Origin of the sequence: Curtobacterium sp. MCPF17_047, from assembly GCF_003234045.1 — a bacterium.
Lineage (GTDB): Bacteria > Actinomycetota > Actinomycetes > Actinomycetales > Microbacteriaceae > Curtobacterium.
The window spans coordinates 78,830-101,811 of record NZ_QKSF01000010.1; the positions used below are offsets into that span (position 1 = coordinate 78,830).

The window sequence follows — 22,982 nt, forward strand, 5'->3', positions numbered from 1 at the left end:
GCCAGGGTGTCGGACGGCCCCTGAGTCGACGCTTAGGCTTTGCCGAAGCCGGACAGACGGCGCGGAAGGACACCACCATGGGCAAACTCGTCTACGACTCGACGTTCACCGCGGAGTTCGACGACCGCCTGCTGACCCACCTGCAGATCGTCATCGGGATGAAGCTCCGCCGTGGCGAGTCCTTCATGTTCTCGTGGAAGGACGACGTGGAGCTCGGTGACGGCCGCACCGCGATCTGGCTCGACCGCTCGATGCCGCTGGTCTTCCGCTACTCGGGCAGTCGCATCCCCGCCGTGAACCGCGCCTGGGTCGAAGCCCTCGGCCTGACCGCCGGGTCGTCCGCGGGCCTCCGCATCGTCCCGGAACCGACCGATTCCGGAGACACCCTGTGAAGCGCACGGTCCTGACCTACGGCGGCACGCAGTACACGATCGCCAACGAGGACACCGAGACCGTCCAGGCACGGATCGACTCGGGCCTGCGGGACCAGCCGTTCATGTGGCTGCAGGTCAACTACGGGGACGGCCGGGCGACGCCCGCCGTGCTCCTCATCTCCCCCGCGACCCCGGTTGCGATCATCACCGAGCGTGACGTCGACGAACAGGACGAGGACGGCTCCGTCGCCCGCTACCTGCTGCCCGAGCAGACCCGGCCGGCGTCCATCGAGATCGGTCCCACCGAGCACTGACGACGTCCGGAGGAACGCGCATGGCCCGTCAGACGACGAGCGGTGCCAGCACCGCGACGACCAGGTCCGGCCGTGTGGTGAACGGGTGGTGCCCCGTCGGCAGGTCGACCGACCGGGAGGCCCGCCCCGCGTGGTACCGCTGCAGGCCCAGCGAGGTGCTCCGGTCCGCCGTGCACACGAGGTAGGTGGAGTCGACGCCCTGCCAGCCGGCGGCAGTCGTCGGGGCCCCGAGGGCGGCCACCGACTGCGCCGTCACCCGTGCCCACGCCTCGTGCTGCACTGCGTCGTCGGCGTCTTGCAGGAACCGGGCTCCGAAACGAGCGGCGTCGTACCCCGCGAGAGTGACGAGTCCGTCCCCGGCGTCGGCCACCCCGACCGGGTCGGGCTCGGCGGCCATGATCTGCGCCTGCGCCTGTCCCGCGTCCGGCAGGTACGACGAGACGAGGACGAGGTGCCGGACGGCCTCGTGCCGCCCGGCTTCGGCGATGACCGTGCCGCCGTAGGAGTGTCCGACGAGGACCGCGTCGTCGACCTCGTCGAGGACCGCACGGAGGGCCGCGGCGTCGGCCTCGAGGCCGCCGCGCTGGCCGGTCTCCCCACATGACGGCAGCGCGACCGATCGGCTCCGGACACCGGTGCGCTCCTCGAGCAGGGCTGCTGTCGGCTGCCACCACCACTGCCCGTCGCGCACGAGTGCGCCGTGGACGAAGACGACTTCCATCGATGACCTCCGGACATCGTCGGCCGTGTGGCCGACCGTCCCGCCATCCAACGCCACTTCAGCCCCGACCGCCGCCGAGCAGTGCGCGCAGGGCGTCCTCCAACGGCACGGCGACCGATTCGACCTCGGCGGACGCCAGGGGTTCGACGCGCGTCGAGGTCCGCATCATGGTCATGCCGAGCACGACGGACAGGGCGATCTCGGCGCGGACCAGCAGGTCGTCGTCGACCTCGTCCGCGCTCCCGGCTCGCACCGCGCCGGCGAGCCGTTCGGCGTAGCCGCGCAGGGTCTCACGACGGATGCGGTCCACGACCTCGTCTCCGGAGCTCCGGAGCAGGAGCAGCAGCTGCATCGAGTCCTCGTCCGTAGGCGACCGGATGATGTGCCGGATGAGGCCGCCGAGCGCTCGCTCCAGGTCCGAGCCGGAAGGTGCAGCGTCCTGGTCCGGCGCTGCTCGGTCGAGACAGGCGCGGAACAACCCCTCCTTCGATCCGAAGTACCGGTTGATGAGCGCGACGTTCACCCCGGCGTCGGCGGCGATGACCCGCACGGTCGTGGCCCGGTAGCCGTCGAAGGCGAATCGGCGCCGGGCAGCCTGCACGAGGGCCAGGCGAGTGGCGGCGGCGTCCTTGCTCATGGCCCGAGCGTAGCGCCCGCATCGGTGCGGCCGATCGTGATGTAAGCGCCTGTTGACATCGGCGGGAGAACGCGTACCCTCGTCAAGTCAGCAGTTGTTGACATCGACAGCGTCGTCGGCCCCCTTGCCCAGAACACCCCGATCCGACGGAGCACGATGTCCACCGCCACCGCGAGCCCCCGCACGGGCTCGACCCCGACCACCGACCACGGCCGGCGCCCGAACAGCACCGCGATCATCGTCTACCTGTCCCTGGGTGGCCTGTCGTTCGCGGTCCTGCAGTCCCTCGTCGCACCCGCGCTCTCGACGATCGGCACGGACCTCGGCGCCTCGACCAGCGCCGCCAGCTGGGTCCTCACCGCCTACCTGCTCTCCGCGTCGGTGCTCACCCCGATCCTCGGTCGCCTGGGCGACATGGTCGGCAAGCGCAAGGTGCTCATCGTGGTCCTCACGATCCTCCTGGTCGGTGCCGTCCTCGCCGCGCTCGCCCCGAACCTCGGCGTGCTCATCGTCGCCCGAGCACTGCAGGGCGCGGCGGGTGCGGTCATGCCGCTGTCCATCGGCATCGTCCGCGACGAACTGCCGAAGGAGAAGGTGAGCGTCACCATCGGCCTGCTCTCCGCGATCTTCGGCATCGGAGCCGGCGTCGGCATCGTGGCCGCCGGGCCCATCGTCGAGCACCTGTCGTGGCACTGGCTGTTCTGGCTGCCCGCCGTCCTCGTCGTGATCGCCCTGCTCGGTGCCGTGTTCGGCATGCCCGAGTCCCCGGTGCGGAAGCCCGGCCGTCTCGACGTCGCCGGCACCGCCGTCCTCGCCGTGTCGCTCGTCGCGATCCTGCTCGCCGTCAGCGAGGGCCAGACGTGGGGCTGGGGCGACGTCAAGACCGTCGGCCTGCTGATCGTCGGCGCCGTCGCCCTCGTCGCGTTCGTGTTCGTCGAGCTGCGTGTCGCCGAGCCGCTCATCGACGTGCGGCTCTTCGCCGTCCGCGGGGTCTGGACCGCCCACGTCGTCGCGCTCGTCTTCGGCTTCGCGATGTTCGGCACGTTCGTCCTCGTCCCGACGATCCTGCAGCTGCCCACCGCGCTCGGCTACGGCTTCGGCAAGGACGTGACCCAGGCCGGCCTGTTCCTGCTGCCGACCGTGGTCATGATGGTGATCGCCGGTCCGATCGCCGGCATCCTGGTCCGCAAGGTCGGGCCGAAGCCGCCGATGCTCATCGGTGGGATCGCGATCGTCGCCGCGTTCGCCGTCCCGGCCGTCTCACACGCGGCGATCGCCGAGATCGTCGTGTCCGGCATCCTCACCGGCATCGGCATCGGCCTGGCACTGGCCGCCTGCTCGAACGCGATCATCGAGAGCGTCCCGGCGAACCAGACCGGTGAGGCGATCAGCGCGAACACCGTCGTCCGGACGATCGGTTCCAGCGTCGGCACGGCCGTGATCGCGGCCCTCATCACCTCGCACAGCACCCCGCAGGGTCTGCCCACCGACGACGCGTTCACGATCGGCTTCTGGGCGTGCACCGGAGTGGCGGTCCTCGCGGTGGTCGCGGCCCTCGCTGCCCCGTCGATGCGCGCCCGCCGGGCCGCTGCGGTCGCCGCGGGCGTCGACGACTTCGACGAGGTCACGCACTGACCCGCTGAACGGGCCCGGTCGGCGAGACGCCGCCGGTCGCGCGAGACGCCGCCGGGATCGGTGGCGTCTCAGCGACCCGGCGGCGTCTCAGCGACCCGGCGGCGTCTCGGGCTGCCGGCCGAAGAGCGATGCGAGCGTCGCCACGATCGCCATCCGGAGCCGGACGCCGGCGGGCGGGGCCGGCGGCAGGGTCCGGATCGGTGCGGTGAAGGCGAGGTCGTGCAGGTTGTTGCGCTTCGACCCGTCCCAGTTCGCGAAGAGGTACGGCGTGCCGAGCGCCATCAGGCTGCGGACCGGTGCCGGGCGCACGCCCGAGGCGGCGACCGCGTAGCCGGAGTGGCCGGCGGTGATCGCCTGGATGACGGTGTCCGCGTCGGTGACCCCGTTGGCGGTCACCACGGTGGTGATGCCCGTGCGGTCGCGGGCGACGAATTCGATGATGTGTTCAGTCACGAGGAGCTCAGGGTGGCGAGTGTCTGTCTCGGCGCGGGTGAGACGCACGAGGCTTGGCCGGAACCGACGTTGCTTCCGTCGTCGAGGATACGTCGCACCCGTCGGGACGGCGCACGGACGATCCCGATTGCGTACCCGTACCCGTAGCCGTGCCCGTGTCCCGGCCCGCGCCCGTGCCCGCGGCCACCGGCGCCGTGCACGGGTCAGGCGACCCAGACGACGATGCCGTTGTAGCCGTTCAGCAGCGCTGCCACCCCCGCGCGCAGGGCGCGGCCGGCACGCTCGTCCGTGAACGTGGACGGGTCGTGGTGACTCGAGGTGCCGAGCCCTTCGCCGCGGAAACCGGCGCCGGTCCAGTCCGCCGCCGTCACGTTCGCCGTCGGTTCGGCGATCTCGGCACCGAGGACGAGGAACTGCTGGTGCAGCGCGGACGGCGAGATCGCGGCGATCGGGTCGACCAGCTCGTCGCCGACGCTGATCACCAGGTCGGTGCGCTTGCCGATGGCCGCGGCGACGGACGGCAGCCGGTCCTCGGCGGTGTCCGCGACGACCGGGACGACCGTGACGTCCTCGGACCGGGCCCACGAGCGGACGGCGTCGACGAGGGTCTCGGTCTGTGCGTCCGGCTTCCCCGGGGACAGCAGGACCACCCGGTACCCGGACGGTGGCGCCACGTCGTCCCACGAGTGCGGTGCGGGGCTGACGGTGGCCTCCGGCGCGGGCGGCGAGTCCGGGTCGACGAAGCCCGGGCCGAGCGCGCCGGTCCCGCGGACCGGGGTGGGCGCGTCGGTCGGCACCGCCGTGGTGGCGGCGCCGGTCCGGAGGCCCGTCGCCTGCTCGGCGTCGCCGCTCCGGCCTGTCTGCTCCGCCCCGGTCGAGCAGCCGGCGACGAGGACCGAGCCGGTCGCCACCAGGGCAGCGGCGGCGAGGACGGTGGTGGCACGACGAGTCAGACGGATCACGAGACGCCATGCAAGCACAGCCGGAGGCCGCGACGGACCGGTGGGAGCCGCTGTCCAGAGCCCGTCCAGCCGTTCGTAACCCGTTGTTCGCCTGCGCGTCGATCTCGGCCGCGATGGTCAGGCCGGTGATGCACCGAACCACCCGTCCCGCTCGCAGCGGGCTCCACCTCCTCCCCGCACCCGTCCGCCCCCGGCCGCTCCTCCCGCGGCCCGTCCTCCCCCGGATCGTCGCGCGGCTGGTCGCCGTCCTCGTGCTCCTCGGCACGGTCGTCGTGAGCCTGTTGACAGGAGTGTCCGCGGCGAGCGCCCACGGCTTCAGCTCCGTCGTCTACGCGGACGTCAGCGGGAAGGGGTCCGACGTCGTGCGGGCCCGACTGGGGCTGGAGTACGACCTCATGCTCGTGTCCGTGGCGACGAGCGAGCACGACGACGAGCTGTACCGACAGGGCCAGGCCGCGTGGGACGACGGTGACGACCCCGGCATGGTCAGGGCGGCGGAGGCGCACCACGACGCGATCAGCGAGTACCTGTTCGACCGGTTCTCGGTGACCTCCGGCGGGCGGGCGTGCACCGGCACGCTCCACGACACCATGGAGGTCGACGTGCAGGACGAGGTCCCCTACGCCGAAGTCGTCGCGGACTTCGCCTGCCCGACACCGGGACGCACCGACCCGGGGCACGTGGTGGAGTCGACGCTCTTCCCGGACAGCGAGACGTTCGTGCGGGACACGAAGACGATCGTCACGTACGACGTCGACGGCAAGCAGGGCACAGCCACCCTCGACGCATCCCAGCCGACGTTCTCGACCGAGCAGTCGGCGGGGCAGCGGTTCTGGGAGTTCTTCACCCTCGGGGCGGAGCACCTGCTGACCGGGATCGACCACATCCTGTTCCTCATCGCGTTGATCGCCGGCTCCCGACGGCTGCGCGAGGTCGTGTACACGGCGTCGGCATTCACGATCGCGCACTCGATCACGTTCATCCTGGCGGCGCTCGGCGTCGTCAGTCCGCCGTCGATCGTGGTCGAGCCGCTCATCGCCCTCTCGATCGCCGCGGTGGCCGGCTGGTACCTCTGGCGGTTGGCGACCCGGCGGTCGCAGGCTGACGCGCTCGTCCTGACCGACCGGGGACGGTTCGCGCTGGACCGCTCCGGGTGGTCCCGTCTGGCCGTGGTGTTCGCGTTCGGGCTCATCCACGGTCTCGGGTTCGCCGGAGCGCTGGGCATCCACGAGGCGTTCTCGTGGCAGCTGCTCGTGTCGCTCCTCGTCTTCAACGTCGGCATCGAGGCGGTCCAACTGGCGATCATCGTGATCGTGTTCCCGCCGCTGTCCCTGCTCCGCCGGAAGGCCCACCGGGTCTCGCTCTGGGTCACCGGCGCCGTGACGGCCGGGGTGTTCGTGATGGGGATGATCTGGTTCGTCCAACGGCTCGTCGAGGGCTGACGACGCCTGGGTCACTTACCACCTGCGGGCCGGAACCCGTATGGACACACAGCGTTCACCCACGATCTACGAAGGCGATGCAGAGTCTGTCTGCTGCACCATCCCTGTCACTGAGAACGGAAACACATGAGTCTCCTGTCCGGCGCCCCCTCCCGGCGCAGAACCACCACCCTCCGCTTCGGCGGGGCCGTCATCGGCGCCGCCCTCATCGCGGGCGCCTGCCTCGTCGGCACCGGCTCCGCGAGCGCGGCGACCGCCACCCCGACGACGAACATCTCGTCCGGTGGCCCGATCCACATCCTGCTCGGCGTCGGCGCGACCGAGAGCCAGCGCATCGCCTCGTGGTACTTCCCGGCGAACGTGAACCAGTCGGTCGAGATCCAGAAGACCGACACGATGACCGGCGGCGTCTTCACCGACGCGAAGAAGACGATCGCCGCGCAGAAGTCCGCGAACACCGCGGCCGACACCAGCACCACCGACAGCAGCACGAAGGCGATCCCGGGCATCACCAACGAGGCCGGCTACGTCAACGCGCACGCGGTCATCGACGGCCTCGAGCCGAACACGACGTACACCTACCACGTCGGTGCCGCGGACGGTTCGGCCTGGTCGACGTCCTACACCTTCACGACGAAGAGCTTCAGCGGCGACTTCGACTTCCTGTTCTTCGGTGACCCGCAGATCGGGTCGTCGGGCTTCGTCGACGACGACGGTGCCGGCTGGGCCGACACCCTGAAGTACGCCACCACGAAGGAGAAGGACGCCGAGCTCCTGGTCTCCGGTGGCGACCAGGTCGAGAACGCCAACAACGAGTACCAGTGGGGTGCGTTCGCCGACAGCAGCGACGTCCTCAAGCGCTACCCGTGGGCCTCGACCATCGGCAACCACGACGTCGGTGGCAAGTCGTACGAGCAGCACAACCAGCTGCCGAACTCGCTCAAGGTCCCGGACTTCTACCCGGGTGGCAACACCACCACGAACTCGGGTGGCGACTACTGGTACATGTACAAGGGCGTCCTGTTCATCGACATCAACTCGAACGCCTACGCGGGCGGCTCGGACGCAGCGCACGTCAACTACGTGCGCGACGTGATCACCCGTCACGGCGACGACGCGAAGTGGACCGCGCTGGTCTACCACCACTCGATCTACTCGCCGGCCGACCACGCGAACGACAAGGACAACCAGCAGCGCCGGTTCGACTTCACGCGCGCGTTCTCGGACATGGGTGTCGACCTCGTCCTGCAGGGTCACGACCACTCGTACTCGCGCAGCTACGCGATCAAGAACGGCAAGAAGGCCAACCCCGCCGAGCAGCCGGGCGCTGACGAGGTCTTCGCCGGCCCCGGTGGCGTCATCTACCTGACCGCCAACTCCGCGTCGGGCTCGAAGTACTACGACCTGACCACCCCGGACCCGACGCAGGGCGGCTACGGAGCCGACCCGCTCGACCCGACCGGTCAGCGCCACTTCGCCAACTCGGTGGAGAACCAGGAGCACGTCCGCACCTACGTCAAGGTCGGCGTCACGGACGACAACCTCGCCGTCACGACCGTCCGTGCCAGCGACTGCACCACGCTGAACTCGGCCGTCCAGCACGGCAAGGTCGACAGCTGCGGCGTCACCCTCAAGCCGACGGCCTCGGCCGACCCGGCAGCGATCGGCTCGACCGTCGACCAGTTCACGCTCGACGCCGCCCTGCCGGCGACGACCACCACGCTGAAGGCCTCGGCCACGAAGCAGTCCTACGGCACGGCCAAGCCGGTCACCCTCACCGCCACGATCGGCGGCGGCCTCGGTGACAAGAGCGGCACGGTCACCTTCACGGAGGCGGGCAAGACGCTCGGCACCGCACCGGTGACGAAGAACACGGCGACGTTCACGCTGCCGAAGACCACCTCGGTCGGCAAGCACAGCATCACCGCGTCCTTCACGAGCACCTCTGCCTACTCGGGCCAGGACACGGCGGCCACCACGGCGGTCGTGGTCACGGTCGCGAAGGCCACCTCGGCGTCGTCCATGACCTACGCCAAGGGCAAGGCCGTCGTCCGGGTCACCTCGCCCGGCAACACGGTGAACGGCGAAGCGAAGATCTACGACGGCAAGAAGCACATCAAGACCGTCAAGGTCTCCGGCGACACCGCCGCGACCCGCTTCGCCCTGAAGCGCGGCACGCACAAGCTGACGGTCGTCTTCAGCGGCACCGGCACGATCGCCGGCAGCACCAGCCCGGTCCTCTCGGTCCGGGTGCGCTGACCTCCGGTCAGGCAGAGTGAGGGCCCCGCGGCTTCGGCTGCGGGGCCCTCACCCGTTGCCGGGCCCTCACCCGTTGCCGGGCCGCCGGCACAGCGACCGCGTCGCGTCCCCCTCCGCGTCCGCTCGGCGTCAGGCGTTCTGCCAGACCCGCAACCAGTCGACGGTCATCTGCTGCGGGAACCGGGTCGACGAGTCCGGGGAACCCGGCCATCCCCCGCCGACCGCGAGGTTCAGCACCACGAAGAACGGCTTGTCGAACACCCACCGGTCGCCACCCAGGTCCGCCGGCGTGACGGTGCGGTACGTCGCGCCGTCGAGCGTCCAGCTGATCGACCCCGGTCGCCAGTCCACCCCGTAGACGTGGAAGTCGTCGGCGAAGGCGCCGGTCGGCAGCGTCGCCGTGCCGCTGATGCCCTCCGTGCCCGAGTACCCCGGGCCGTGCACGGTGCCGTGGACCGCTGCGGGCTCACGACCGATGTTCTCCATCACGTCGATCTCGCCGCACGCCGGCCAACCCACCTGCGGCAGGTCCGCGCCGAGCATCCAGAACGCCGGCCAGATCCCCTGTCCGCGCGGGATCCTGATGCGCGCCTCGATCCGCCCGTACTGGGCGGTGTACGTGCCCTGCGAGGTGAGCCGCGCAGACGTGTACGACCCGTCGGCCTCGCGCCGCGCGGTGATCACGAGGTTCCCGCTGCCGTCGAGCGCGGAGTTCCGCCGCGAGTCCGTGTAGACCTCGAGCTCGCCGTTGCCCCAGCCGCCGCCACCCAGGTCGTACCGCCAGATCCCGGGGTTCGGGGCGCTGCCGGCGGGTCCGTCGAACTCGTCGGCGGCCAGGAGGGTCGGGCTGGTCGCTGCGCTCGCTGCATCCGGACGGAGACCGGACGCTCCGGCCGTCCCGACGGCCGCGGCAGCTCCGAGACCGAGCGTCAGCAGGCGACGGCGGTCGATCCCGCCGGACCCGTCGTCCGGGTGGTCGGTCTGCTGCTGGTCGTCTCGCTGCACGGTTCCTCCATCGCGTGCGACGGTTCCGCACGGAGGGACAGGTTCACCTGTCGCCGTCCGCGGCGCCAGTCCCCCGTCCGGGCGCACCGCGTCGAGCGGCCAGGACCGCACCCCGGACGGACGGGAGGCCCGTGGCGGATCCGCCACGGGCCTCCCGTCCGTCGACCGGCCACCACCGCGACCAGCGACCGCAGTGCGGGTCACGGTCAGGCGTGCCCTGCCGACGCCTCGGCGGTCTCCTCGAGCACCTCGGCGGGTGCGTGCGTCGAGCGGGTGCGGACGAAGACGGCGGCGAGGACCGCCACCACGACCGCGACCACCCCGGCCACGACGAAGGCGGTGTGCATGCCGCCGAGGAACGCGTCCCGGGCGACGGCCGACGCCGCAGCGCCCAGCCCGTCCGGCACGATCCCCTGGACCAGGCCCTGACGAGCGGCGGTTCCGAGTCCGAGGCCCGTCGTGCCGGAGAGCACCCCGGCGCTGACGACCGCGGACAGGACCGACGTGCCGAGTGCGCCGCCGAGCTGCAGTGCGGTCGCCTGGAACCCGCCCGCGACACCGGCGAGCTGGACCGGGGCCCCGCCGACCACGGCCTCCGCGCCGGCGGTCATCGTGAAGCCCGCACCCAGGGCGAAGACCACGAACGGGATCGCCATGCCGATGTACGGCGAGTCCTGGGTGGTGCCGGTGAGCAGGAACAGGGCGACGCCGACCATGAGCAGGCCGATGGTCAGGGTGCGGCGGATGCCGAGCCTGGCGACCAGGGCGGCCCCGATCGGCGACGCGATGATCGAGACGCCGCTCAGCGGGAGCTGCATGAGCCCCGCCTGCAGACCGGTCACCCCGCGCAGGTTGAGCATGTAGAGGGAGAGGAAGAACGTCACGCCGAGCATCGCGAAGAAGTTCGCCCCGACGGCCAGGCCACCGATCGACAGGGACGACGACCGGAAGAGCGACATCGGCAGCAGCGGGTCGGTGACGCGCAGTTCGACGACGACGAACACCACCAGGAGCGCGACGCCGGCGAGCAGCACGCCGAGGGTGAGCGGGCTCGTCCAGCCCCACGACTCGGACTGGACGACGGCGAGCACGATGCCGAAGAGGCCCAGGGCGAGCAGCACCACGCCGGGCACGTCGAAGCGTCCGCGGTGCGGGGCGGTGGACTCGCGCAGGACGAGGCCGCCGAAGACCAGGCCGACGACGGCGATCGGGGCGTTCACGAAGAACACCGACTCCCAGCCGAGCGTGGCCACGAGGACCCCGGCGACGATCGGTCCGGCGGCGATGGCGACCGAGGACGCACCACCCCAGACCCCGACGGCGACGCCGAACTTCTCCTTCGGGAAGGTCGCACGGAGCAACGCCAGGGTCTGCGGCATGAGCAGTGCGGCGCTGAGGCCCTGCACGGCGCGGAACACGATGACGCCGGTGGCGGTGCCGACCAGGCCGATCGCGACCGAGGACAGCGCGAACGCGACGACCCCGATGAGGTACATCCGACGACGGCCGAAGCGGTCCCCGAGCTTGCCACCGAGGATCAGGAACACGGCCAGGGCCAGCAGGTAGGCGTTGGTGATCCACTGCAGCTGCGTGAAGGTGGTGCCGAGGTCGGCGGCGATCGCGGGGTTCGCGATCGAGACGACGGTGGCGTCGAGGCCGACCATGAACAGGCCGAAGCACACGGCGACGAGGGTGGCGATCGGGTTGCCGCGCAGGGTGCGGCGGGTTCCGGGCGTTGTTGTGCCCATGGGGAGCTCCTTCGGACGACACGGATCGTGCTCCGACGGCTGGGCCGTGCGGCGAGGGGCACGAGGGGTGCGAACCGAAGGACGCGGGGGTGGCACCGACTCCAGCGGTACACGAGCCGTCCGTCGACCTCACGCGACAGGCAGCCCCCTTGGTTCTGAAACCATAACGATACCAGACGTGTCGCCGATCCCGGCGTCGGCCGCCGGGTCGATCTCGGCCCACAGTGCGTCGAGCGACAAGCCGAGGACCCCGGCGAGCGCCGCCACCGTCGAGAACGCGGGCGTGGCGATGCGGCCGGTCTCGATCTTCCGCAGCGTCTCGGGCGACAGCCCGGCGGCGAGCGCGACGTCGAGCATCGACCGGTCGCCCCGCGCCGATCGGAGCACTCGGCCCAGCCGGAGGCCGCGTTCGAGGTCGAGCGGCGTGAGCGGGAGTCGGACCATGATCTGATAGTAATACCGGTACAACTATCCCGACGGAGGAAGCGCCGCATGATCGAGATCCTCACCCCGGCCGAACTGCCCCGGGCGCGTGCCGCGGGCACGCTCGTCGCCGACATCCTGCACGCGCTCCGCACCCGGGCGACGATCGGCACCAACCTGCTCGACCTCGACCGCTGGGCGGCCGAGATGATCCGCGCGGCCGGGGCGACCTCCTGCTACGTCGACTACGCGCCCTCGTTCGGACGCGGCCCGTTCGGCCACCACATCTGCACCGCCGTGAACGACGCCGTCCTGCACGGGCTGCCACACGACCGCGTGCTGGCCGACGGGGACCTGCTCACCCTCGACCTGGCCGTCGTGCACCACGGGTACGCGGCGGACTCGGCGATCAGCTTCATCGTCGGGCCGAGCCGGCCGGCCGAGAGCGTCGCACTCATCGAGACGACCGAGCGTGCCCTCGCCGCCGGCATCGCAGCAGCCCGGCCGGGAGCACGGCTCGGTGACCTGTCGCACGCGATCGGCACGGTGCTCAGCGCGGCCGGCTACCCGATCAACCTGGAGTTCGGCGGCCACGGCATCGGGTCGACGATGCACCAGGACCCGCACGTGGCGAACGACGGACGCCCGGGCCGCGGGTACGCCCTGCGGCCGGGGCTCCTCCTGGCGCTCGAGCCGTGGGTGATGGTCGACACCGACGAGCTCGTCACCGATCCGGACGGGTGGACGCTCCGCAGCGCGACCGGCTGCCGGACCGCACACAGCGAGCACACCATCGCGGTCACCGAGGACGGGGCCGAGGTGCTCACGCTGCCGTCCGGCTCGGTCGCCGGGTAACCTCAGGATGTCTCCGGGTGACTTCGGGGGCGTCGGGCGGCCGAGGGGGCCGTCCACACGAGGGGGATCACCGATGCGCACCACCACCATGTCCGTCGCCGCGGCCGCGGTCGTCATGGCCCTGACGCTGGCGGGCTGCTCCGGCGGGGACGACTCCGCCGGCGATGCGGGGACGCGGACCTCGACACCCGTCACGAGCGCCCCCGCGGCGAGCGCGACGCCCACCGCGTCCTCGTCGTCGGGTACCAGCGCCGCCGCGCACACCGACGCCGAACTGACGAGCGTCTTCCAGCGCATCCAGTTCAAGCCCGCCGAGTTCAGCTCGACGGACGCGATGCTCGACTCCGTCTACCCGGGGCTGACGGTCTCCGACGCCAGCTGCCTCGCCCCGTTCGGTGTCGGCTGGGAGAAGTCGGACGACGCCGGAGCGGTGGTGTTCGGCACGAGCAACGACCGGTCGATGACCGCCGTGGTCGCCAGCACGGGTGACTCCGCCGCCGCGACGACACTGGTCGGTGACGCCCGCGACGCGCTGAGCCGGTGCGCGGACGGCACGGCGCTGTTCTCGATGCAGGGCAAGCCGGTCGAGACCACGGTCGAGACGACGAAGCCGACCCTCACCGGCACCGACGAAGCGCTCGGCTGGCGGGTGCGCGGCACGGTCGGTGGGAACCCGTTCACGCTCGTGGGGCTCACCGCGCGGGTCGATGGCGACGTCGTCGCGCTGGTCGGGTGGGACCAGGCGTCGAACACGACGAACGTGCCGCTCGCGACGCAGATGTTCGTCGACGCGCTGTAGTCGGTTCGACGCCCTGGAGTCGGACCGGCGCGCTGGCACCGCCGGACGGGAGGCGCGCGGCGGCCCGGCCACGGGCCTCCCGTCCGGCAGGCGGCCCGCTCCGGCGGGGCGGCCCGCTCCGCCGGACCGCTACGGCCGGGTCAGGCCGGCGATGCCCCGTCGAGCTGCTCGACCATCTCGATCTCGGACCGCGTCGGGTCGAGCCCGTAGGGCTCGGTGTGCCCGGTGCGCACGAAGCCGCGGCGCTCGTAGAAGGCGAGGGCTCGGGGGTTGTCCTCGTGCACGTGCAGCCGCAGGGTCGTCCCGTGTCCGGCAGCCCAGCGTTCCACGGCGTCCAGGAGCGCGTCGGCCACGCCCGCGTCCCGACCACGGTGCCCGGGTGCGACGTACACGCCGACCAGCAGTGGGCCGGTCGTCGCGTCGGGGACGTAGCCGTTCATCATGCCGACCCACTCCCCCGAGGCGTCGATCGCGACGAGCGAGGTGCTGCCCGGAGCCTGGCCGCGTCGACCCCGCGAGCGCCACTCGTCCTCGTCGTACTGCTCGGCGTCCGCGCGGTGCTCGCCGTACGCGATCGGCGTGTCCTCGAGCATCGCGAGGCGGAGGGCACGGACCTCCCGCCAGTCGTCCTCGGTCGTGGTCCGGATCGTCAGCTCGTCCATCTCCCGACCCTACGGCGAAGCCAGCGCCCGGCGGCGAAGCCGACCCCCGGACGGTGACACGGTCGACGGCGCGCGCTAGGTTGTTGAACAATCCCGACAGGAGGTCCGCATGCCCACGATCGACCTGAACAGCGACCTCGGTGAGGGCTTCGGTGCCTGGACCGCGGGTGACGACCGCGCGATGCTCGACGTGGTGTCCAGCGCGAACATCGCGTGCGGTGCCCACGCCGGCGACCCGACGATCATGCTCGACACCTGCCGGGCCGCGGCGGAGCGCGGTGTCGCGATCGGGGCGCACGTGGCCTACCGGGACCTCGCGGGCTTCGGCCGACGGCCGGTGCACGTCACCCCGGACGAGCTGTACGCCGACGTCGTCCACCAACTCGGTGCGCTGACCGCTGCCGCGCACGTCGCCGGCTCGCGCGTCACCTACGTCAAGCCGCACGGCGCCCTCTACAACACCGCCTGCGCCGACCCGGTGCCGGCGGAGGCGGTCGTCCGTGCAGTGGCGGACGTCGAGCCGTCGCTGGCGGTCCTGGCCCTGCCCGGGTCGGAGCTGCTCCTCGCGGCGGAACGGCACGGGCTGCGCGCGGTGAGCGAGTCGTTCGCCGACCGCGCCTACGAACCCGACGGGTCCCTGGTGTCGCGCAGCCGTCCGGGTTCGGTGCTCCACGACCCGGACGAGGTCGCGGCCCGCTTGCTCCGGATGGTGACGGAGGGCGTCGCCACCGCGGTCGACGGCACCGACATCAGCGTCCGTGCCGAGTCGGTCTGCGTGCACGGTGACTCCCCCGACGCGGTCGCGATGGCCCGGGCGATCCGCGCGCTGCTGACCGAGCACGGCATCGGCACCACGGCGTTCGCGTCGGCGTCGGCGTCGGCGTCAGCATGAGCCTCGACCTCCGCTCCGCCGGCGCCTCGGCGGTACTGGCGACGTTCGGCTCCCTGGCCGAGGTCGTGGCGTTCCGCGCCGGGCTGGCGGGCGCGGGACTGGCCGGCACAGGGGCCGACGCGACGCCCGGTGCCGGTGTCACCGAGGTCGTCTCCGGCGCACGGACGCTCCTGTTCCGGTTCGACCCCGACGTGACCGACGCCGGACGGGTCCGCTCCCTGCTGTCCGAGGTCCGGCCCTCCCGTCCCGCCGACGACGGCCGGGAACACGCACCCGTCGTCGTGCCGGTCACCTACGACGGCGCGGACCTCGACGCCGTCGGTGCCCTGACCGGCATGTCCCGCGAGGACCTCGTCGCCTGGCACACCGGGCAGGTCTGGACCAGCGCATTCTGCGGCTTCGCCCCGGGTTTCAGCTACCTGACCGGTACCGCGGCGTCGCTCGAGCTGCCCCGCCGGGACACCTCGCGTACCGCGGTCCCGAGCGGCGCCGTCGCCCTGGCCGGCGAGTTCAGCGCCGTGTACCCGCGGACCTCGCCCGGCGGCTGGCAGTTGATCGGGCGGACCGAGGTGCCGATGTGGTCGCTGGACCGCACCCCGCCCGCGCTCGCCCCGGCCGGCGTCCGTCTGCGCTTCGTCGACGCCCAGGCACGCTCGTGAGCACCCTGACCGTCGTGCAGGTCGGGTACGGCGTGACGACGCAGGACCTCGGCCGTCCCGGGCTCAGCGACATGGGGCTCGGTGCCGCCGGTGCCGCGGACCGCGGATCGGCCGCGCTGGCGAACCGGATGGTCGGCAACCATCCGGACGCGGCCGTCCTGGAGGCCCTCCTCGGCTCCGTCACAGTCCGCACCGACGCGTACACGGTCGCCGCCGTCACCGGTGCCCCGTGCCCGGTGTCGGTCGAACGGGCCGACGGCCGGGTGCGCGGCGCCGCCGCGTACGAGGTGCTGCTGCTCGAGCCGGGCGACACCCTGCGGGTCGGGCTGGCCGAGGACCGACTCCGTGCCTACGTCGCGGTCCGCGGAGGCATCGCCGTCGAGCAGGTGCTCGGCAGTCGGTCGTGGGACTCGCTCGCGCAGCTCGGTCCGGCGCCGCTGTCGGTCGGGGACGTCCTGCCGGTCATGCCCGCGTCGGACGGTGCCTGGCCGGTCGTCGACGCGGTGCCGCCGCCGCTCCTGCCGTGGCCCGGGGACCCGGTGGTCCTCGACGTGGTGCCCGGACCCCGCGACGACTGGTTCACCCCGGGGTGGCGGACGACCCTGACCGGCCAGGAGTTCCACGTCAGCCCGGACAGCGACCGGGTCGGGGTCCGCACCACCGCGGCCACTCCGCTGCTCCGCGCGGTCACCCGTGAGCTCCCCAGCGAGGGTGTCGAGACCGGGTCACTGCAGGTCCCGCCGGCCGGGTTCCCGGTGCTGTTCCTGGCGGACCACCCGGTCACCGGCGGGTACCCGGTCGTGGCCGTCCTCACACCGGAGTCGGTCGACCGTGCCGCACAGCTCCGCCCGGGCGACACCCTGCGCTTCCGCACCGCCCGCTGAGCGTCGCACTCGGAACAACGACCCGTCGGCGGTGGTTGGCGTCACCGGACTCCGTCAGCGGACGGCGGTCCGACGACGAAAGGTGCACACCATGACGATGACCGTCTTCCTCGAGGTCCAGATCCGTGACGACGTCGCCGCAGACACGGTCGAGGCCGCGATCCGCGAGACCCTCGCCCAGACCGCAGCCCGCCAGGGCAACGAGTCGCTCGAGGTCCTGGTCGACGACGAGGACCCGACGCGCATGGTCGTGGTCGAGCGCTGGACCACCACCGAGGACCACGACGCCTACGTCGCCTGGCGTGCCACCCCCGAGGGCGCCGCGGAAGCGCTCGGCGCCGTCCTCGCCGCCCCGCCGGTCACGAAGACCTTCGCCCGCACGATCCCCCTCGCCTAGCCCCGCAAAACGCAACGTCGGCGGCGCTGCGCAGCGGAATACCGCTGCGAGGAACCGCCGACGTTGCGTTTTGCGGGGCTCAGCGGGCCGCGTGCTCGCGCGCCTCCATGGCGTCCCAGGCGAAGCTCGCCAGCCAGTGGGTGGAGTAGTACTCCTCGCCGACGCTCGCGGCGAGACCCGAGGCGAGCAGCCGGTCGGCCGCGCCGTCCAGCAGGTCCGCGAGCGCGGTGTCCTCGGCCCCGGCGGAGCGCAGGGCGTCCGCGATGCGCCGCGCTGAACCGGCCCGGGACAGGTCGAGCCCGAAGAGGTGCACCTGCTGTGGGTCGTTCTCGTCGCGGACGGTCGTCGACGTGAGGATCGCGTCCCCGGCGGAGACCTGGGCGAAGAACCTCCGCGCCCAGGGACCGAACTCGGCCGTCGGCAGCACCGCCCGCATCAGGTCCGCCTCGGCCAGCCCGGCGGACAGGAAGTCGTGCCCGCTCCGCTCCCACGCGAAGGGCCATCCGGCGTCGTCGCCGAACCACGCACGGGCAGCGCGCTCGACGGTCGCGGCGAGGTCGTGCCGCCCGAGCGACCGGGCACCGTCGAGCACGAGCAGCAGCCCGAACGCCGAGTTCGAGTGCACCCCGTGCCGGACCGGGTGCGCGGCGCCGTCGACCCACCGGGTGACGAGGTCCTCGAGCACCTCGACGACCGGAGCGAAGCCGGGGGTGAGCGCGCGGATCGCGGGCACCTCGGAGGCGGACACCTCGGCAGCCAGGCGCATCAACCACGCCCAGCCGTACGGGCGCTCGTAATGCGGGGTCTCGCGGAGGTACGCGGCCTCGGTGGCCAGGTGCTCCGTCGACAGGTGGGCCTGCAGGACCGAGGTGATCCGGGCCTCCAGGTCGGCCGGCACCCCGTACGCGACCAGGCGGGTCGCGAGCCAGTGCATGTGCACCGACGAGTGCCAGTCGTAGGACGTGGCGAAGGCGGGGTGCAGTTCGACCGGCAGCGCACAGTCGTCCGGGCCCGACGTCGTGTGGTGCGCGGCGTACGGGTACTCGCGCGTGACGTTGTCGAGGGCGACGGCGGCGAAGCCCGCAGCCCAGGCCGAACGCCCGAGGTCCGTCGGTTCGCGGTCAGAATGCGACAAGGTACATCACTCCCATGTTGACGACGAGCAGGATCCCGGCGGTCGGGATCTGCGCCTTGATCGGCCCGTACTTGTCCCGCATCTCGAGCAGGGCAGCGGGCACGAGGTTGAAGTTCGCGGCCATCGGGGTCACCAGCGTGCCGCAGAAGCCGGCCAGCATGCCGATCGCGAAGATCGGAGCCGGGTTGCCGTCGAAGCCCTGCACGAGCACCGGCCAGCCGATCGCCGCGGTCATGATCGGGAAGGCGGCGAACGCATTGCCCATGATCACCGTGAACAGGGCCATGCCGAGGCAGTAGACGATCACCGCGGCGAACAGCGACCCGTCCGGCAAGACCGCCTTGATGATCGTCCCGACGGCCGAACCGACGCCGGCCTGGGTGAAGACGATGCCGAGCGTGGAGAGCATCTGCGGCAGGAGCGCCGCCCAGCCGATCGCCTGCAGCAGCCGGGCACCTTCGCGGACGGGGGTGTCGAGCCGTGGCGGGCGGAGCACGAGCACCGCGACGACGACGGCGAGCACCGATCCGATGCCGAGCCCGGTCAGGGTCGCGCTCCCCTCGGCGAGGAGCGGCTCCCCACCGATCCGGACGAGCGGGCCGAGGGTCGCGACGAGCACCGCGACGACGGGGATCACCAGCGCGGGGATGAAGAGCCGGTTGCCGAACCGTTGCGCGAAGCCCGCGCGCTCGTCCGGGCTCGTCGTGGCGAGGACGCTCGTGCTGGAGCTCGGCCGGGTGGTGACCGCGGTCGGTTCGGCCGGCCCGGTCGCCGCGCCGACTCCGGCACCGGGGACGCTCGCGACACGGGTGCGGCTCGTGGTCCCGGTGAACCCGAGTCCGGCGAGCGCCACCATCACCAGGACGGCGATCCCGAGCGCCCATGCGGGGATCGCACCGGACACCACGAAGGTGCCGGCGAAGAAGGAGAGCCCGAGGATGCCCCAGAACGCCGCGTTGCCGAGACGCTTGGCGTGCGTGCGGTCGGTGACGATGAACACGGACACGGCGATGAAGAACGCGCCGATGAGCCAGTAGAGCCATTCGCTGGTGATCATGCTGCGACCCCCTGGGCCTGGTGGAGGTCGGCCGCCATCTTGTCGAGCCTGCGGTCGAGCAGCAGCAGCCGGGTGCCGTGCACGAGCAGTGCGGCGATGCCGGTGGGGATCGCCCACAGCGCCAGGTCGATCGGCTCGAGGGCGAGCCCGTAGGTGGTGTCGACGAAGGTCGTGATGAGCAGGATCGACCCGACCGCGACGAAGACGTCCTCGCCGAAGAACACCCCGACGGTGTCCGACGAGGCCGAGAAGCCCTTGATCTTCTCGCGCATCCGCTCGTCGATCCGGCCGTACTTCTTGGTCGCGGCTCCCTCGGCCATCGGGTGCACGAGCGGGCGGACGGTCTGCGCCGGGCCACCGATGCTCGTCAGGCCGACCGCGGCGGTGATCTGTCGCACGGCCAGGTACCCGGCGAGGATGCGCCCGGTCGTGAGCTTGTCGAGCTTCGCGATGAGGCGCTTCGCCTGGTCCTGCAGGCCGTAGCGCTCGATGAGGCCGATGACCGGCAGCACGAGCGCGAAGGTCGTGACGCTGCGGCTGGACGCGAAGCCGCTGCCGAACGCGGTGAGGATGCCGACGGGGTCGATCCCGCCGATGGCTGCGGTGACGATGCCCGCCACGGTGACGACGAGCAGCGCGTTGACGCGCAACGCGAAGCCGATGATCACGACGGCGACGCCGATGAGGACGAACATGCGGGACAGTCTGGCCCGCATTGTTCAACAATCTCAAGACCCTGCCGTGATCTGTAACACGGCGGTCACACGGGCCGCGCTGTCGGGCTCTGCGAGGATCGGCACATGACCCGAACCGTCAGCGGCGCAGAGTCCACCGCGGCACGCCTGCGGTCCTCGATCGCGGACGGCGCCTTCATGCCGGGCACGCAGCTGTCCGAGGAGCGCCTGAGCGACCAGCTGGGCGTCTCACGGAACACCCTGCGCGAGGCCTTCCGGCTGCTCGCCCGGGACCGACTCGTCGAGCACGTCTTCAACCGCGGGGTCTTCGTGCGGCGGCTGTCGGCGGCGGACGTCACCGACCTCTACGCCGCTCGTCGGGTGCTCGAAGAAGCCGGCATCCACGCCTGCACGCCGGATTCACCCGCCGTCGCCGCTGCTGCAGCCGCCGTCGCGGAGGCCCGGACGGCCGCAGCAGCGCACGACTGGCGAGCGGTGGGCAGCGCGGACATCCGCTTCCACGCCGAACTCGTCCGAGCCGTCCCGAGCACGCGGCTGCACGGCCTGATGGACTCCCTGCTCGCCGAGATGCGACTCGCGTTCCTCACGACGGACGACCCGGGGGCGTTCCACGGCGGGTTCGTCGAGCGCAACGACGCCATCGTCGCAGCGCTCCGCTCCGGGGACCGGGACGGCGCCTCGGCACTGCTCGCCGACTACCTCGACGACGCGGAGCGGATCCTGCGGGCGGCAGCCACCCCGTCCTGACGGAGCCACGGCCGGGAGGCGCGGCAAGCGCCCCGCCCGTCCGTCCCGCACTCCTCCGTCGAGCAGCGCAGGCTCACTCCGCCGTCGGCGGTTCCGTCTGGTCGTCGCCCTCGGTGAGGTCCGCCCGGGTGTCCGCGTGGATGACGGTGTCGTGCCCGAACGTCCGGGCGGCGGCGCGGAGCCGGGCGACGAACTCGTCGTTCTCGAGCTCGAGTTCGTCCTCTTCGGCGTCCTCCACCACGACTTCGCTCGTCGGGCCGATGAGGATCTTCGTGGTCGTCATCGTGCCGTCGTCGGCGACTGCGGGCACTGCCACGGTGTCGGCCCGGTCCCCGCCGGAGAGCGCTGCCGCGTACTCGATGACGGCGTCCGCGACGTCGTCGCTCGTGAGGATCGCGGTGTTGTCGTATCGGATGGTCTTCATCGGTGCTGTTCCCCTTCCGCCCTTCATCCTGGCCCTCGCCTCCAACGAAGGGCTCAGTTGCTCCGAGAACCGCGAATCGTTCCGGTGCCGGCCGTCGCACCGCCGGACGGGAGGCACGTGTGGACCCGTCCCCCGCCTCCCGTCCGCCTGCTGAGGACCCCCACAGGCCCGGAGGGGCGGTCCTGCCCGAGGCCGGGCGCGGCCCTATCCTTCGACCGTGCCCACTGATGCGCGTCACTGGTTCCTCACCCGCGACGAACGCGGCAACACCGCGACCGAGGTGCACGCCGGCACCGATGACGGCCCCGCGTGGTCCGACGGCAACCTCGTCCGCCCCCTGGTGCACGGGGCACCGTACTTCGCGCGGATCGAGGCGGAGCTGTCGGCGCTGCAGCCCGGCGACCGTGTCTGGTTCACCGACTGGCGCGGCGACGCCGACGAGCGCCTGCTGCCGGACGGCCCGACCATCGGCGACCTGCTCGCCGACCGCGCCCGCGCCGGCGTGGAGGTCCGCGGGCTCATCTGGCGCTCCCACGGCGAGCGGATCTCGGCGTCGCTCAGCGCGAAGGCGAACGAGCTGCTCGGGCGGAAGATCAACGACGCGGGCGGTGAGGTCCTCCTCGACCAGCGCGTCCGGTTCTTCGGCTCGCACCACCAGAAGTCCTTCGTCATCCAGCACCGCGACGACCCGTCGCGCGACGTCGCCTACGTCGGCGGCATCGACCTGTGCCACAGCCGCCGGGACGACGCCGGGCACGAGGGCGACCCGCAGGCGATCTCGATGGACTCCCGGTACGGCGACCGCCCCGCGTGGCACGACGCGTCGATGGAGCTCCGCGGCCCGGTCGTCGCCGACGTGCTCGCCGTGTTCGCTGAGCGCTGGGACGACCCGCACCCGCTGGACCGCAGCCTGCCGTACCGGATGCTGCTGCAGCGCCTGGTCCGGATGCCGCGCCGCCCGGAGCCGCTGCCGGAGCGGACTCCACCGCCACCGACCGCCGGGCAGCACGCCGTGCAGCTCCTCCGGACCTACGGGGTGAAGCGGCCGCCGTTCCCCTTCGCGCCGGAGGGCGAACGGAGCATCGCCCGTGCGTACGGCAAGGCGTTCCGCACCGCGAGGTCCCTGATCTGCATCGAGGACCAGTACCTGTGGTCCCGCGAGGTGGCGACCGGCATCGCCGAGGCCCTCGAACAGAACCCGGAGCTCCGGGTCATCATCCTGGTGCCCCGGTACCCGAACTCGGACGGGGTGTTCAGCGGTCCGCCGAGCCGTCTCGGGCAGATCGACGCGATGGCGACCCTCCGGCGGACGGCCCCGGACCGCGTCGGGGTGTTCGACCTGGAGCACGAGTCCGGTCGGCCGATCTACATCCACGCGAAGGTGTGCATCGTCGACGACGAGTGGTTCACCATCGGGTCGGACAACTTCAACCGTCGCTCCTGGACGTCGGACAGCGAGCTGACCTGCGCGGTCGTCGACACTGCCGACGGCTCACTCGCCCGCGACCTGCGACACGAACTGTGGGCCGAGCACCTCGCGACGACGCCGGACGACCCGCGGCTCGACGGCACGGGTACTGAGCTGCTGGCCCTCTGGCGGTCGCTTGCCCGGGCGCTCGACCACTGGCACGAGGACGGCCAGCCCGGCGCCCGGCCGCCGGGGCGGATCCGCCGGCACGAGCCGGAACCAGTGTCAGCACTGCAGCGGCTGTGGGCCGCGCCGGCGGCGAAGCTCGTGGTCGACCCCGACGGGCGGCCGCGCGTGTCACGGGGCACGACGCGGTTCTGACGGACGACGCGGCA

Annotated in this window: 25 protein-coding genes; 13 read left to right on the plus strand and 12 right to left on the minus strand. The window is 72.0% G+C overall.

The annotated features are described in order from the left end of the window. Nucleotides 1–77: 77 nt before the first annotated feature. Together DEJ33_RS11560 and DEJ33_RS11565 are read left to right on the plus strand one after the other, a co-directional pair. Nucleotides 78–392, plus strand: coding sequence for an ATP-dependent DNA ligase (locus DEJ33_RS11560; protein ID WP_110904197.1), 315 nt, complete (start codon nucleotides 78–80; stop codon nucleotides 390–392). Beyond that, nucleotides 389–688, plus strand: a complete 300-nt coding sequence (locus DEJ33_RS11565; RefSeq protein WP_111078521.1) for a hypothetical protein — start codon at nucleotides 389–391, stop codon at nucleotides 686–688. Before DEJ33_RS11560 ends, DEJ33_RS11565 begins: the two co-directional genes overlap by 4 nt. Before the next feature lie 28 nt (nucleotides 689–716). Here the strand turns inward: DEJ33_RS11565 and DEJ33_RS11570 are convergent, their stop codons facing one another. Together DEJ33_RS11570 and DEJ33_RS11575 are read right to left on the minus strand one after the other, a co-directional pair. Then, nucleotides 717–1,409, minus strand: coding sequence for an alpha/beta hydrolase (locus DEJ33_RS11570; RefSeq protein WP_111195036.1), 693 nt, complete (start codon nucleotides 1,407–1,409; stop codon nucleotides 717–719). Between the two features lie 58 nt (nucleotides 1,410–1,467). Then, a complete protein-coding gene (locus DEJ33_RS11575) occupies nucleotides 1,468–2,046 on the minus strand; it encodes a TetR/AcrR family transcriptional regulator (RefSeq protein ID WP_111195037.1) in 579 nt (192 codons plus the stop codon). A 156-nt stretch (nucleotides 2,047–2,202) separates the two neighbouring features. On the opposite strand from DEJ33_RS11575, the gene DEJ33_RS11580 reads away from it, so the two are divergent. After that, nucleotides 2,203–3,681, plus strand: a complete 1,479-nt coding sequence (locus DEJ33_RS11580; RefSeq protein ID WP_111195038.1) for an MFS transporter — start codon at nucleotides 2,203–2,205, stop codon at nucleotides 3,679–3,681. A gap of 87 nt (nucleotides 3,682–3,768) precedes the next feature. Here the strand turns inward: DEJ33_RS11580 and DEJ33_RS11585 are convergent, their stop codons facing one another. Further along, complete coding sequence (locus tag DEJ33_RS11585; RefSeq protein WP_146242603.1) at nucleotides 3,769–4,134, minus strand: hypothetical protein; 366 nt, start codon at nucleotides 4,132–4,134, stop codon at nucleotides 3,769–3,771. Between the two features lie 203 nt (nucleotides 4,135–4,337). Beyond that, nucleotides 4,338–5,096: a hypothetical protein gene (locus DEJ33_RS11590; protein ID WP_111195040.1), complete on the minus strand. Its 759-nt coding sequence runs from the start codon at nucleotides 5,094–5,096 to the stop codon at nucleotides 4,338–4,340. 128 nt (nucleotides 5,097–5,224) lie between these two features. Here DEJ33_RS11590 and DEJ33_RS11595 point away from each other — a divergent pair, with 128 nt between their 5' ends. Both DEJ33_RS11595 and DEJ33_RS11600 read left to right on the plus strand, forming a co-directional pair. Further along, nucleotides 5,225–6,538: a HupE/UreJ family protein gene (locus DEJ33_RS11595; RefSeq protein WP_111195096.1), complete on the plus strand. Its 1,314-nt coding sequence runs from the start codon at nucleotides 5,225–5,227 to the stop codon at nucleotides 6,536–6,538. A gap of 126 nt (nucleotides 6,539–6,664) precedes the next feature. Beyond that, complete coding sequence (locus DEJ33_RS11600) at nucleotides 6,665–8,797, plus strand: Ig-like domain repeat protein (protein ID WP_181437297.1); 2,133 nt, start codon at nucleotides 6,665–6,667, stop codon at nucleotides 8,795–8,797. Nucleotides 8,798–8,926: 129 nt separating this feature from the next. Here the strand turns inward: DEJ33_RS11600 and DEJ33_RS11605 are convergent, their stop codons facing one another. From DEJ33_RS11605 to DEJ33_RS11615, 3 genes are all read right to left on the minus strand, one after another. After that, nucleotides 8,927–9,802 carry a glycoside hydrolase family 16 protein gene (locus DEJ33_RS11605; protein ID WP_258378157.1) on the minus strand — a complete coding sequence of 292 codons (876 nt, stop codon included), beginning with the start codon at nucleotides 9,800–9,802 and terminating at the stop codon, nucleotides 8,927–8,929. Between the two features lie 206 nt (nucleotides 9,803–10,008). Next, entirely contained in the window at nucleotides 10,009–11,550 is a 1,542-nt protein-coding gene (locus DEJ33_RS11610; protein WP_111195041.1) for an MFS transporter, read from the minus strand. Between the two features lie 129 nt (nucleotides 11,551–11,679). Further along, nucleotides 11,680–11,994 (minus strand): helix-turn-helix domain-containing protein, encoded by a 315-nt coding sequence (locus DEJ33_RS11615; RefSeq protein WP_111195098.1) that lies wholly within the window; start codon nucleotides 11,992–11,994, stop codon nucleotides 11,680–11,682. Nucleotides 11,995–12,042: 48 nt separating this feature from the next. On the opposite strand from DEJ33_RS11615, the gene map reads away from it, so the two are divergent. Together map and DEJ33_RS11625 are read left to right on the plus strand one after the other, a co-directional pair. Beyond that, on the plus strand, nucleotides 12,043–12,828 hold the full coding sequence (gene map / locus DEJ33_RS11620; protein WP_111195042.1) for a type I methionyl aminopeptidase: 786 nt from the start codon (nucleotides 12,043–12,045) through the stop codon (nucleotides 12,826–12,828). Between the two features lie 73 nt (nucleotides 12,829–12,901). Then, nucleotides 12,902–13,627: a hypothetical protein gene (locus tag DEJ33_RS11625; RefSeq protein WP_111195043.1), complete on the plus strand. Its 726-nt coding sequence runs from the start codon at nucleotides 12,902–12,904 to the stop codon at nucleotides 13,625–13,627. 140 nt (nucleotides 13,628–13,767) lie between these two features. Here the strand turns inward: DEJ33_RS11625 and DEJ33_RS11630 are convergent, their stop codons facing one another. Then, complete coding sequence (locus DEJ33_RS11630) at nucleotides 13,768–14,289, minus strand: GNAT family N-acetyltransferase (RefSeq protein ID WP_111078529.1); 522 nt, start codon at nucleotides 14,287–14,289, stop codon at nucleotides 13,768–13,770. 109 nt (nucleotides 14,290–14,398) lie between these two features. Here DEJ33_RS11630 and DEJ33_RS11635 point away from each other — a divergent pair, with 109 nt between their 5' ends. The 4 genes from DEJ33_RS11635 (at nucleotide 14,399) to DEJ33_RS11650 (ending at nucleotide 17,121) form a co-directional block, all read left to right on the plus strand. After that, the gene (locus DEJ33_RS11635; protein ID WP_111195044.1) at nucleotides 14,399–15,181 is read left to right on the plus strand and encodes a LamB/YcsF family protein; all 783 of its coding nucleotides are present in this window, start codon (nucleotides 14,399–14,401) and stop codon (nucleotides 15,179–15,181) included. Further along, the gene (locus tag DEJ33_RS11640; RefSeq protein WP_111195045.1) at nucleotides 15,178–15,840 is read left to right on the plus strand and encodes an allophanate hydrolase subunit 1; all 663 of its coding nucleotides are present in this window, start codon (nucleotides 15,178–15,180) and stop codon (nucleotides 15,838–15,840) included. Before DEJ33_RS11635 ends, DEJ33_RS11640 begins: the two co-directional genes overlap by 4 nt. After that, entirely contained in the window at nucleotides 15,837–16,724 is an 888-nt protein-coding gene (locus DEJ33_RS11645; protein WP_111195046.1) for a biotin-dependent carboxyltransferase family protein, read from the plus strand. Before DEJ33_RS11640 ends, DEJ33_RS11645 begins: the two co-directional genes overlap by 4 nt. 91 nt (nucleotides 16,725–16,815) lie before the next feature. Next, the gene (locus tag DEJ33_RS11650; RefSeq protein ID WP_111195099.1) at nucleotides 16,816–17,121 is read left to right on the plus strand and encodes a putative quinol monooxygenase; all 306 of its coding nucleotides are present in this window, start codon (nucleotides 16,816–16,818) and stop codon (nucleotides 17,119–17,121) included. A gap of 79 nt (nucleotides 17,122–17,200) precedes the next feature. Here the strand turns inward: DEJ33_RS11650 and DEJ33_RS11655 are convergent, their stop codons facing one another. From DEJ33_RS11655 to DEJ33_RS11665, 3 genes are read right to left on the minus strand one after another with little or no spacing between them, the layout of a single operon-like run. Then, nucleotides 17,201–18,256 carry a DUF2891 family protein gene (locus tag DEJ33_RS11655; RefSeq protein ID WP_111195047.1) on the minus strand — a complete coding sequence of 352 codons (1,056 nt, stop codon included), beginning with the start codon at nucleotides 18,254–18,256 and terminating at the stop codon, nucleotides 17,201–17,203. After that, nucleotides 18,243–19,313, minus strand: a complete 1,071-nt coding sequence (locus DEJ33_RS11660) for a DUF979 domain-containing protein (protein ID WP_111195048.1) — start codon at nucleotides 19,311–19,313, stop codon at nucleotides 18,243–18,245. Before DEJ33_RS11660 ends, DEJ33_RS11655 begins: the two co-directional genes overlap by 14 nt. Next, on the minus strand, nucleotides 19,310–20,008 hold the full coding sequence (locus tag DEJ33_RS11665; protein ID WP_111195049.1) for a DUF969 domain-containing protein: 699 nt from the start codon (nucleotides 20,006–20,008) through the stop codon (nucleotides 19,310–19,312). The genes DEJ33_RS11660 and DEJ33_RS11665 overlap by 4 nt, the downstream gene beginning before the upstream one ends. Nucleotides 20,009–20,113: 105 nt before the next feature. On the opposite strand from DEJ33_RS11665, the gene DEJ33_RS11670 reads away from it, so the two are divergent. Further along, entirely contained in the window at nucleotides 20,114–20,755 is a 642-nt protein-coding gene (locus tag DEJ33_RS11670; protein WP_111195050.1) for a GntR family transcriptional regulator, read from the plus strand. Between the two features lie 73 nt (nucleotides 20,756–20,828). Here the strand turns inward: DEJ33_RS11670 and DEJ33_RS11675 are convergent, their stop codons facing one another. Next, nucleotides 20,829–21,179 (minus strand): hypothetical protein, encoded by a 351-nt coding sequence (locus DEJ33_RS11675; protein ID WP_110904181.1) that lies wholly within the window; start codon nucleotides 21,177–21,179, stop codon nucleotides 20,829–20,831. 217 nt (nucleotides 21,180–21,396) lie between these two features. On the opposite strand from DEJ33_RS11675, the gene DEJ33_RS11680 reads away from it, so the two are divergent. Then, on the plus strand, nucleotides 21,397–22,968 hold the full coding sequence (locus DEJ33_RS11680) for a phospholipase D-like domain-containing protein (protein WP_111195051.1): 1,572 nt from the start codon (nucleotides 21,397–21,399) through the stop codon (nucleotides 22,966–22,968). The last annotated feature ends 14 nt before the right edge of the window (nucleotides 22,969–22,982 follow it).